General features: G+C 65.0%; 8 protein-coding genes. 3 read left to right on the top strand and 5 right to left on the bottom strand.

Going from position 1 to position 11,632, the window contains the following annotated elements; translation table 11 throughout:
- Together U1R88_RS32600 and U1R88_RS32595 are read right to left on the bottom strand one after the other, a co-directional pair.
- The coding region (locus tag U1R88_RS32600) for a PqiB family protein (RefSeq protein WP_322435052.1) at positions 1-1,424 on the bottom strand (1,424 nt) is incomplete at its 3' end.
- On the bottom strand, positions 1,421-2,689 hold the full coding sequence (locus tag U1R88_RS32595) for a paraquat-inducible protein A (protein WP_162275049.1): 1,269 nt from the start codon (positions 2,687-2,689) through the stop codon (positions 1,421-1,423). The genes U1R88_RS32595 and U1R88_RS32600, both read right to left, overlap by 4 nt.
- Positions 2,690-3,084: 395 nt before the next feature.
- On the opposite strand from U1R88_RS32595, the gene U1R88_RS32590 reads away from it, so the two are divergent.
- Both U1R88_RS32590 and U1R88_RS32585 read left to right on the top strand, forming a co-directional pair.
- Positions 3,085-3,975 (top strand): phosphotransferase, encoded by an 891-nt coding sequence (locus tag U1R88_RS32590; RefSeq protein WP_322435051.1) that lies wholly within the window; start codon positions 3,085-3,087, stop codon positions 3,973-3,975.
- Between the two features lie 92 nt (positions 3,976-4,067).
- Complete coding sequence (locus U1R88_RS32585; RefSeq protein ID WP_322435050.1) at positions 4,068-6,512, top strand: GcvT family protein; 2,445 nt, start codon at positions 4,068-4,070, stop codon at positions 6,510-6,512.
- A 241-nt stretch (positions 6,513-6,753) separates the two neighbouring features.
- Here U1R88_RS32585 and U1R88_RS32580 read toward each other — a convergent pair whose 3' ends face one another.
- Positions 6,754-7,788, bottom strand: a complete 1,035-nt coding sequence (locus U1R88_RS32580; RefSeq protein WP_322435049.1) for an aldo/keto reductase — start codon at positions 7,786-7,788, stop codon at positions 6,754-6,756.
- A 30-nt stretch (positions 7,789-7,818) separates the two neighbouring features.
- Complete coding sequence (locus tag U1R88_RS32575) at positions 7,819-9,000, bottom strand: MFS transporter (protein WP_322435048.1); 1,182 nt, start codon at positions 8,998-9,000, stop codon at positions 7,819-7,821.
- A gap of 116 nt (positions 9,001-9,116) precedes the next feature.
- Here U1R88_RS32575 and U1R88_RS32570 point away from each other — a divergent pair, with 116 nt between their 5' ends.
- Entirely contained in the window at positions 9,117-10,025 is a 909-nt protein-coding gene (locus U1R88_RS32570) for a LysR family transcriptional regulator (protein WP_322435047.1), read from the top strand.
- 154 nt (positions 10,026-10,179) lie between these two features.
- On the opposite strand, the gene U1R88_RS32565 is transcribed toward U1R88_RS32570, so the two are convergent.
- Positions 10,180-11,544, bottom strand: a complete 1,365-nt coding sequence (locus U1R88_RS32565; protein ID WP_322435046.1) for a trimethylamine monooxygenase — start codon at positions 11,542-11,544, stop codon at positions 10,180-10,182.
- Positions 11,545-11,632 lie beyond the last annotated feature (88 nt).

Below are 11,632 nucleotides of genomic sequence, written 5' to 3'. Positions count from 1 at the left end.
GCGAGCGAACGCAGCGATTCCTTGATTTCCGGTCCGGCGGCCAGGTCCTGGAACGACTTCATGGTGTCGTTGGCCTGGAGCACCAGCTTGTCCAGCGGCAGTTTCGAAATACGGTCGAGAATGTCGTTGACCGAGCGCAGGGCTGAATCGAACTGGTTCGGATTGGTCGGGATCACCGGATAGGCGTCGCCGGTCCCCAATTGCGCCGGTGCAGCCTTGGGATCGATGTCCAGCGACACGACGCTCTGGCCGGTGAGGTAGTTGCTGGTCTTGATCTCCGCGCGCAGCCCCTTGGCGACCAGCGACTTCAGCACGGTCTCGGGATCGATCGGGCCGGTGGCGCCAACCACCTGGACGCGCTGAGGCTCGATCTCGATCAGCACGGGCGCGCGCGGCGCATTCTTGGTGACGTCATATTGCAGGTTGACGTCGACGACCTGGCCGATCTTGAGGCCATGCCACTCCACATTGGAGCCGGCCACGAGGCCGCCGACCGAGGAGTCGAAATAGACCAGATAGCGCAGCCGGATGGTATATTTGGCCTCGTCGGCGCTGGCCTTGTCGCTGTAGAGCGTGAAAGCCGTTTTGGAAGGCGCCCGCCCGCCCGCCGGCACGCCGGTCGGCGTATCGAAGGCGATGCCGCCCGCGAGCAGGGCCTGGAGGGAATCCAGCTGCAGCCGGAAGCCCTGCGGGCCGGTGGTGAGCGAGACGCCCGAGGCACTCCAGAAATGACTGGAGGTGAGCACCTCCTTGTCATAGGGGTCGCGCACGAAAGCACGGATGGTGATGCCCTCGGAGGCGTTGGAAGAATCGTAGCCCAGGACCTGGCCGACTTCGAGGCCGCGATAGAAGATCGGCGAGCCTACGCCGACCGAGCCGATCTGAGTGGCCTTGAGGGCGAATTCGGTGCCGGGGGCATCGGTGGGGATGACGGGCGGGACTTCCAGGCCGGTGAAGCTGTCGGTCGTCTCGCCGGACGTGGCCGGATCGAACTCGATATAGACGCCGGACAGCAGGGTCGACAGGCCCGACACGCCCGAACTCGCCGACAGGCGCGGGCGCACCACCCAGAACAGGGAGTTCCGGCGCATCAGGGGCGCTGCCTGCTTGGACATCTCGGCGGTGGCGATGATGTGGCTGCCGTCGGGCGCCAGCGTCACGCTCTTCACCGTGCCGAACACGATGGCCTTGTAGCGCAATTGGGTCTTGCCCGGTTCCAGCCCCTCGGCCGTGCGGAAGGAGATGGTGATCTCGGGGCCCTTCTCCGACAGCGTGACCCAGGCCAGATAGAGACCGACCCCGATCGCGGCCAGCGGCACCAGCCAGATCAGGGGCAGGCGCCGGCGCGGCTTGCCGATTTCGGGTGTGGCCGGGCCGTCGCCATGCTCGAAAGCGCCATTCTGGGGGGCATCGGAATCGGTCAATGGCTTGGCTTTCCCTTCTGGCGGTCGAGATTGTCCCACATCAGGCGGGGGTCGAAACATTCGGACGCGATCATGGTGATGATCACCACGGCGGCGAAGGCGATGGCACCGACGCCGGGCTGGATGCTGGCCACCCCACCCAATTGCACCAGCGCCACCAGGATCGAGATCATGAAGATGTCGACCATCGACCAGCGTCCGATGAATTCGATCAGGCGATAGGCGACGGTGCGGTCCCGCAGGCGCCAGGTCGAGCCGCGCTGGGTGGTGATCAGCAAGGTCGCCAAGCCCACCAGTTTGAGCGTGGGTACCAGGATCGAGGCGATGAAGACCACTGCCGCCACCGGCCACATGCCGGCATCCGCCAACTGGATGATGCCGCCGATGATGGTGGAGGGATCTCCGCGCCCGAGCATGTAGACCGCCATGATCGGGTAGATGTTGGCGGGGATGTAGAGGATGGCGGCGGTGATCAGCAGGGCCCAGGTGCGGTTGATGCTGTCGGGCTTGCGTAGATGCAGCGCCGCCTTGCAGCGCGGGCAGTCGCCATGGCCCGAATCGGGCAGGTTGGATGCAAGCCCGCAGGCTTCGCACAGCGCCACGGGTCGCCTGGGGTTCACCACCGGCGGCGGCGGCACCAGGCCCTTGCGCTCGAAGCTGCGCCAGATGGTCTCGTCGTCGAGCAGGGCGCTGGTCGCTACCGTCACCAGCATCAGTACCGCCACCGCGAACACGGCGGGGCCGAGTTCGATGCTGGCGAGCTCGATCAGCTTCACATAGGCGACGATCAGGCCGAATATGTAGACTTCGATCATCGCCCAGCGGCCGACGAAGCTGGAGCCGCGATGAACCAGAGGCAGCCAGCGCGGCGGGCGCCGCATCCTCAGCCCGGTCAGGACCGCGAGGCGGGCGAGAATCTGCAGGCCCGGCGCCACCAGCATGGTGATGCCGACCACGATCGCCAGTTCCCACAGGCCCTGGTCGTAGAGTGACTTGATGCCGGTGACGAGCCCGGCGACCTGTATCCGGCCGGAAATCTCCAGCTTGATGAAGGGCAGGAAATTGGCCATGGCAAAGCAGGCCGCGCCGGCCAGGCTGTAGGCATAGGCATGGCTCAGCGAGATGGCGCGGTAATGCTCCATGGTGGCGCCGCAGCGCGAGCAGCGTGCCCGCATGCCGTCCTGAAGCGGCGGCACGTCATGCAGCAGTCCGCAGTCGTGGCACTCCATGATCTGGGTGGCACTTCGCGTCGTCGGGGTGATCACCCGATCTGTCCGCCCGGTCGCCATGTTACCGTTGCACTCGAATCACAAAAGAACTCCGGCCTTACCGTGGCGTCATTCTGCCAATGGAGACGACGAATCTTCCCTGAAGTCTCCCTTCGGGCCGACCGTAACTCCGATGTTTTGAGCCCGAACGGCCCTTTCCAAACGTGCGCGAGCGGACGACTGCATTGCTGCAATACGCCGCTTCCGATCCCCTTTTGTCGCATGCGGCACGAAAAGCCAAGGCTTAGGCGGTATTGGAATTGACGAGGCACCGGCTTCGAAGGCACCGAAGGGGCTCCGCCACCACGACCATTGTCTGGCGTGCCGTCTGGACGATTTGATACCGATCGGGTTAGGCTGCCCCAACCTTGAACAAACCATCCGGAGCCGCCATGCCCAAGGTGCCGCTTCACAGCCCCCGGGAGAGGGCGGCGACCCTGGCCTGCTGGCGCGGCAGGGTCGAGCCGCAGCCGCTCGGCGGCGGTATCACCAACACCAACTTCACCGTGGTGGACGGCGACGGCAAATATGTCGTGCGGATCGGTGACGACATTCCTCTTCATCAGATCAGCCGTGCCAACGAACTGGCAGCGAGCAAGGCCGCCTTCGCCGCCGGGATCTCGCCGGAGGTGGTGCATCACGAGCCCGGCGCGCTGGTGCTGCGCTTCATCGAGGGTCGCACCTTTACGCCCGAGGATGTGCGTGATCCACGCAACCATCAGGCCATGATCGAACTTGTCAGACGCTGCCATCGCGAGATGCCCCGCTTCTTCCGGGGCCCGGCGGCGATCTTCTGGGTGTTCCAGGTCCTGCGTGACTATGGCCATACACTGAGGGAGGGTTCCAGCCGGCATCTGGCGCTGTTGCCTCGCCTGTTGGCCGAGAGCGAGCGCCTGGAGGAAGGCGTCGGCCCGGTCGACATCGTTTTCGGCCATAACGATCTGCTCGCCGCCAATTTCCTCGATGACGGCAAGCGCCTTTGGCTGGTCGACTGGGACTATGCCGGCTTCAACTCGCCTCTGTTCGATCTTGGCGGCCTTGCCTCCAACTCCGAGCTCGACGTCGCTGCGCGTGACGGTCTGACGGAGGCCTATTTCGAGCGGCCCCTCGATGATGGATTGCGCCGGCGCCTGGCCGCCATGACCGCCGCTTCGCTGCTGCGCGAGACCATGTGGAGCATGGTGTCTGAAATCTATTCCACCCTCGATTTCGACTATGCCGCCTACACCGCCGAGAATCTCAGGCGCTATGAGGCGGCGTATCAGGCATGGCGGGACGAATAATCCCCGGGAGCGCGGGCGTCCTCGCCCGCTCTTTCCCCATGCGCCGTATTTCCAAGAGCGGGCGAGGACGCCCGCGCTCCCAGGAGATTTCCATGTCCGACCTGCCTTCCTCAGCCAAGATCGTCATCATCGGTGGCGGCATCATCGGCTGTTCCACCGCCTATCATCTCGCCAAGATGGGGCTGACGGACGTGCTGGTGCTCGAGCGCGGCAAGCTCACCTCGGGCTCGACCTGGCATGCGGCCGGCCTGGTCGGGCAGCTCAGGACCAATGCCAACATCACCCAGTTGCTCGGTTATTCCGTCGCCCTCTATGACCGGCTGGAACAGGAAACCGGCCTCGCCACCGGCTGGAAACGCAATGGCGGCCTCAGGCTCGCCTGCAACCAGGAGCGTTGGACCGAGGTGAAGCGCCAGGCCACCACGGCCACCTCCTTCGGCCTGGAAATGCAGTTGCTCAGCCCGAAGGAGGCGCAGGATCTCTGGCCGCTGATGCAGGTCGACGACGTGGTCGGCGCCGCCTTCCTGCCGACGGACGGGCAGGCTTCGCCCTCCGACATCACCCAGTCGCTCGCCAAGGGTGCGCGCATGGGCGGCGTGACGTTCCGCGAGGGCGTCACCGTCACCGGCATTGAGGTTGAGGGTGGCGTCGCCAAGGCTGTCTTGACCGACCAGGGGCGTATCCAAGCGGAGAAAATCGTCATTTGCGCCGGCCAATGGTCGCGTGAGATCGGCCGCATGGCCGGGGTCAACATCCCCTTGGTGTCGATGCAACATCAATATCTGATCACCGAGCGGATCGAGGGCGTCACCTCCAATTTGCCGACCTTGCGCGATCCCGATCGCCTCACCTACTGGAAGGAGGAGGTCGGCGGCCTGGTGATGGGCGGCTACGAGCCCAATCCCAAGCCCTGGACCAATAGTGGTGCAACCGAAAAGTTCGAGTTCCAGCTGCTGGACAACGATCTCGATCATTTCGAGCCGCTGATGGAGCTCGCCATCGGCCGTGTGCCGGCCATGGAAAATGCCGGCATCAAGCAGTTCATCAATGGGCCTGAGAGCTTCACGCCGGACGGCAATTTCATCCTCGGCGCGGCGCCGGAGACCAAGGGTGTCTATGTCGGCTGCGGCTTCAACGCCTTCGGCATCGCCTCAGGTGGCGGGGCCGGCATGGCCCTGGCCGAATGGGTGGCCAGGGGCGAGCCGCCCTATGACCTCTGGGCCGTCGATATCCGTCGCTTCGGCAAGAACACGCTCGATACCGGCTGGGTGCGCCAGCGCACCATGGAGGCCTATGCCAAGCACTACACCATGGCCTGGCCCTTCGAGGAATATCAGTCCGGCCGTCCCCTGCGCCGCTCCCCGCTCTATGACCGGCTGAAGGCGCAGGGTGCGGTGTTCGGCGAAAAGCTCGGCTGGGAGCGGCCCAACTGGTTCGCCGCAGCGGGCGAGGAGGCCAGGGACGTCTATACCTATGGCCGCCAGAACTGGTTCGAGGCCGTCGGCCGCGAGCACAGGGCCTGCCGCGAGGCTGCCGTGGTGTTCGACCAGACCTCCTTCGCCAAGTTCACGGTGAAGGGGCGTGATGCCGACAAGGCACTGTCCTGGCTCTGCGCCAACGACGTGGTCAAGAAGCCGGGCAGCCTGACCTATACCCAGATGCTCAACCGCAAGGGCGGCATCGAGACCGACCTCACCGTGGCCAGGCTCGGCGACGGCAGCTACTATCTCGTCACCGGCACCGGCTTCGCCACCCATGACCTCGACTGGATCCGGCGCAACATCCCCGACGGGCGCGACGTGCAGGTCGAGGACGTCACCTCGCAATTTTCCGTGCTGGTGCTGATGGGTCCGAAGGCACGCGCCATTCTCGCTGCGCTCACCGGCGAGGATCTCTCCAATGCCGCCGCGCCCTTCGGCAGCGCAAGGCCGCTGCACATCGCCGGGGCACGCGTTCTGGCCCTGCGCGTGACCTATGTCGGCGAGCTCGGCTGGGAGCTGCATGTGCCGATGGAGTTCGCGCTGACGGTCTATGACGCGCTGATGGCCGCCGGCACGCCGCTTGGTCTCGTCAATGCCGGCTATCGCGCCATCGAATCGCTGCGCCTGGAAAAAGGCTACCGGGCCTGGGGTGGCGAGATCGGGCCGGATCATTCGCCCCTGGTGGCCGGGCTTGGCTGGGCGGCGAAGCTGAAGAAAGACATTCCCTTCCTCGGTCGCGAGGCCCTGATCGAGCAGGCCGCCAAGCCGCTGCCGCGCTTGCTGGCGGGTTTTACCGTCGACGATCCCAAGGTGATCCTGCTCGGCCGCGAGACCATCTATCGCGACGGCAAGCGCTGCGGCTGGCTGGCCTCGGCCGGCTATGGCTACACGGTGGCTAAGAATATCGGCTACGGCTATGTCCGCGATCCCGCCGGCGTCGATGCCGACTATGTGCTTTCTGGCAGCTATGAGCTGGAAGTCGCGACGGAACGGGTGAAGGCGGAGGTGTTCCTGGAGTCGCTCTATGATCCGAGGATGGAGCGGGTGAAGGGGTAACCGAGATGTCGAATATTACAAGGGGGGGGCGAGGGGGACGTCAGCCGCGCGACTGCTACCGCTGCCGTCCCATCCCGCGTGCCGGCCGAGACAGCCAGCGCTTCGCGTGAGCCGTGGCGTGTGGAGATCGAAGCTGGCCTTGCCGACGCCAACCGTGGGGACTTTGCTACCGAGGCTGAGATTGGGGCGGTGCTCGGCAAATATCTATGGTCCTAGCCGAACACCGACGTCCCTCCGCCCCTTACACCGCTGGCGGGTTCAGCCGAGCAAAGCCTTCCTGGCGGCGATAGGGGAAGTAGGGATAGGCCGCTTCCACGCTGCTGGCCGCGTCGAGCTTCTGGCGCTGTTCCGGCGTCAGGCTCCAGCCGATGGCGCCGAGATTCTGCCTGAGCTGGTCCTCGTTGCGGGCGCCGATGATCACCGAGGAGACGGTGGGGCGGCTGGTGAGCCAGTTGATGGCGATCTGCGGCACTGTCTTGCCGGTCTCCTCGGCCACTTCGTTCAGGGCGTCGATGACGCGGAACAGGCGTTCGTCGTCCACCGGCGGGCCGAAATCGGCGGTTTGGTGCAGCCGGCTTCCAGCCGGCAGCGCCTGGCCGCGCCGGAGTTTGCCGGTGAGGCGGCCCCAGCCGAGCGGGCTCCACACCAGCGCGCCGACCCCCTGGTCGAGGCCGAGGGGCATCAGCTCCCACTCATAGTCGCGGCCGATCAGGGAGTAATAGGCCTGGTTGGCGACATAGCGTGTCCAGCCATGCCGGTCGGCGACGGCGAGCGACTTCATGAGCTGCCAGCCGGAAAAGTTGGAAACGCCGAGATAGCGCACCTTGCCGGCCCGCACGAGGCCGTCCAGCGTCGAGAGCACCTCCTCGATCGGCGTGGCCGCATCGAAGGCGTGCAACTGCAGGAGGTCGATATGGTCGGTGCCGAGGCGGCGCAATGCCGCCTCCACGGAACGGATCAGCCGCTCGCGCGAGGTGCCGTAGTCGCGCGGCCCGTCACCCATCGGCAAGGCGGTCTTGGTCGAGATCAGCACCTCGCTGCGGCGGCCCTTGATGGCGGCGCCGAGAACTTCCTCGGACGCACCATTGGAATAGACGTCGGCGGTGTCGAACAGGGTTACGCCGGCCTCGAGGCAGATATCGAGAAGGCGGCGTGCTTCCTTCTCGTCCGTAGTGCCCCAGGCGCCGAACAGGGGCCCCGAGCCGCCGAACGTGCCGGCACCGAAGCTGAGGACCGGCACTTCAAGGCCGGACGCGCCGAGACGACGATAGTCCATGGTAATGTCCTTTCGAGAAACGGAACTAGATCAGGCCGACTGGCCGATGGGTTGGGGCTGGCGGTCGAGCGCGGCGCTCCACAGCGTCAGCACCAGGGCGATGGCGACCAGGGCGGCACCGACCAGGGGCGTCAGGCCGAGGCCGAGCGGCGAGGCCACCACCAGCCCGCCGACCCAGGCGCCCAGGGCGATGCCGAGGTTGAAGGCGGCGATGTTGAGGGCGGAGGCGACGTCGACGGCAGCCGGGCGATGGGCCTTGGCCAGCTGCACCACATAGAGCTGCAGGCCGGGCACATTGGCGAAGGACAGGAAGCCCAGCGCGGCCAGCGTCACCAGGGTCAGCACCGGCGAGGTTGCGGTGAAGGCGAAGGCGGCCAGTACGGCGGCCTGCAGGGCGAACAGGACGATCAGGGCCTTGACGGGATTGCGGTCGGCGATGCGGCCGCCCACGAGATTGCCCACGGCGATCGCCGCGCCATAGAGCACCAGGATCAGGCTGACGCTGCCGGCGGCAAAGCCGGTAATCTTCTCCAGGATCGAGGCGAGATAGGTGAAGGCGACGAAGGTACCGCCATAGCCGAGCGCCGTCATGGCGAAGACCAGCAGCAGGCGGCCGCTGCCGAGAACCCGGACCTGGTCGATCAGCCTGGCCGGCGGCGCCTTGCGCAGCGTGGATGGCAGCAACACGGCGATGGCCGCGAAGGCGATCAGGCCGAGGCCCGCGACGCCCCAGAAGGTGGCGCGCCAGCCGAAGCTCTGGCCGATGAAGGTACCGAGCGGCACGCCGGTGACGATCGCCACCGTCAGGCCCATGAACATCATGGCGATGGCCGAGGCACGACGATCGGGCGCGACAAGATCGGCTGCGATAGTGGCGCCGACCGAGAAGAACACGCCATGGGCAAAGGCCGAGAGCACGCGCGCGACCAGCAGCAATTCATAGCTGGGGCTGAGCGCGGCCGCGCTGTTGCCGATGATGAAAAGCGCCATCAGGCCGAGCAGCAGGCCCTTGCGGCCGAGGCGGCCGGTGAGGGCGGTCAGGATGGGGGCGCCGAAGGTCACGCCGAGGGCATAGACGCTGACGATCAGGCCGGCGAGCGGCAAGGTGATGCCGAGATCGGAAGCGACCGTCGGCAGCAGGCCGACGATCACGAACTCCGTGGTGCCGATCGCATAGGCCGCGATCGTGAGGGCAAGGAGGGCAAGGGGCATGAGAAAGGTCCCAACAAGGGTGAATGAATATTGGGGCGAATATGATCGCTGCGCATTGCTATGATAATCGGGCATAATGAGCGAATAGCTTTGAATTCAATTCATAAGGGATGGCCATGGACAATCGGGCGGGTGAGATGGAGGTGTTCGTCACCGCGGCCGAATTGCGCAGTTTCTCGGCAGCCGGACGCAAGCTGCATCTCTCGCCCTCGGCAGTGAGCAAGCTCGTCACCCGCATCGAGGACCGGCTCGGAGCCCGCCTGCTGGTGCGCACGACGCGAACCTTGCAGCTCACGCCGGAAGGGGAAACCTATCTGGGGCGTGCCCAGGCCATTCTGGCCGACATCGCCGAGACGGAGCGCATGATCTCGAGCGGCGGCGAGGTCGTGCCATCGGGGCGGCTACGCGTCAGCGCCTCGGTGGGATTCGGCGCGCGCTGCGTCGTGCCGGTGCTGCCCGACTTCCTGGCGCGTTATCCCAAGGTGGAGCTCGACCTCTCGCTCACCGATGACGTCATCGACCTCGTCGAGGAGAAGGCCGACATCGCCATCCGCTCAGGACCCCTGCGCGATTCGACGCTGAAGGCGCGCAAGATCTTGGAGAGCCGCCGAGTGATCACCGCTTCGCCCGGCTATCTCGCCCGTCACGGCATGCCCGCTACACCCGAGGATCTCGAGCGGCATAACTGTCTGCTGTTCAACTTCCGGCGCGGCCTCGACAGCTGGCCCTTCCGCGATCCCGGTTCGGCTTCCTTGCGGCGGGTGCAGGTCTCCGGCAATCTCCAGGCCAACAATGGGCCGACTATGCGCAAGCTCTGCCTGGACGGTCTCGGCCTGGTGCGCCTCGGCCGTTTTCATGTTCAGCCCGACATCGATGCCGGCCTGCTGGTGCCGCTTCTGGAGGACTACAATGCCCTCGACGTCGAGTTGATCCACGCCGTTTTCGTCGGCCACGATCACCTGGCCGCCCGCATCCGGGCCTTCGTGGATTTCCTGGCGGAGCGGATCGGGGGAGCGGGGCACTGACCCACCCCTGCGACCGCCAGCATCATGCTGGCTCTTCCTCCCTGCCAATGCAACGGCTCCAAGAGCGGGCAAGATGCCGGCGGTCCCAGGAAACGCAAACGCCGGCCCCGCATATCTCGGGGCCGGCGTCACAAATGCCTATCATCTAGAGGCCTTACGCTACCTTGGTGGCCGCCTCCGGCTCGGTGCGCAGATAGGTTTCCATACTGTCGTCGAGCGCCTCGACCCAGCGCGTATGGTGCTTGGGCGCCATGGTGCCGGTCATCAGCGAGCGATAGCCATGGTCGCGGAAGCCCATGATGTCCTCCATCTTGTGGTGCTCCCACTCCATGAAGGTCTTGTTGGTGTTCTCGATGTCGAATTGCGGATAGTCGGTCTCGGCCAGCAGCTCCTTCACATAGTCGCCCTGGAACCAGATCATCTGCTCGGCATTTTCGAGGGTTTCCTCGCGAGCACGCCAGGCGTCAAAATTGGCCTGGAGCTCGGCTTCCGGCGGCAGATTGATACGGCCCATGATCACGTCGCGGGCCCACCAGGCCTGCACGTCGAACATGTTGAAGGTGTAGAACTGATCCTGCATGCCGATATAGAAGAGCTGCGGGTTCTTGTCGAAGATCACGCCCTTGTAGAGGTGGTCGGCCCAGAGCCGGTTGGCCGTCTTCAGGCGCAGGTCATCCGGCAGGAACGGGAAGTGGTGCTGGTAGCCGGTGCACAGGATCAGCGCGTCGACTTCCTTGCTGGAGCCGTCGGCGAAATAGGCCGTACGGTTTTCCAGGCGCTGCAGCAGCGGGCGCTCTTCGAAATTGGCCGGCCATTTGAAGCCCATCGGCTTGGAACGGTAGCTGGTGGTCACCGATTTGGCGCCATATTTCCAGCACTGCGAACCGATGTCCTCGGCCGAATAGGAACGGCCGACAAGCAGGATGTCCTTGCCCTTGAATTCCAGGGCGTCGCGGAAGTCGTGTGCATGCAGCACGCGGCCGTTGAAGCTCTTCACGCCTTCGAAATAGGGCACGTTCGGCGTGGAGAAGTGGCCGGAGGCCACCACGACATAGTCGAACTCCTCGTCATACATGCGGTCTTCGGTGCGTTCATGGGCGGTCACCGTAAACTTCTTGGTGGCCTCGTCGAAACGCACCATGCGCACCGGCGTGTTGAAGCGCACCCATTTGCGCACATCCGCCTTCTCGACGCGGCCCTTGATGTAGTCCCACAGCACCGCGCGCGGTGGATAGGACGGGATCGGCTTGCCGAAATGCTCCTCGAAAGAGTAGTCGGCGAATTCCAGGCATTCCTTGGGGCCGTTCGACCAGAGATAGCGATACATGCTGCCATGCACCGGCTCGCCATATTCGTCCAGGCCCGTGCGCCACGTATAGTTCCACAGGCCCCCCCAGTCCGACTGCTTTTCGAAGCAGACGATTTCGGGAATGGCAGCACCCTTGCGGGCAGCTGATTGGAAGGCGCGGAGCTGCGCCAAGCCCGAGGGACCGGCGCCGATGACGGCTACTCTTGTCATATATTCTTCCCCTCTGCCGATATGGCGGTTGGTTTGAGCTTCTGGATTTCTGTAGTTATTGGCGCTCCGCCAGCCTCCTCCGAAGCCG

Source organism: Labrys sedimenti, from assembly GCF_034424805.1.
Taxonomy (GTDB): Bacteria; Pseudomonadota; Alphaproteobacteria; order Rhizobiales; family Labraceae; genus Labrys; species Labrys sedimenti.
The sequence above is the reverse complement of the archived record's forward strand: the minus strand, read 5'-3'. Positions and strand labels throughout refer to the sequence as shown.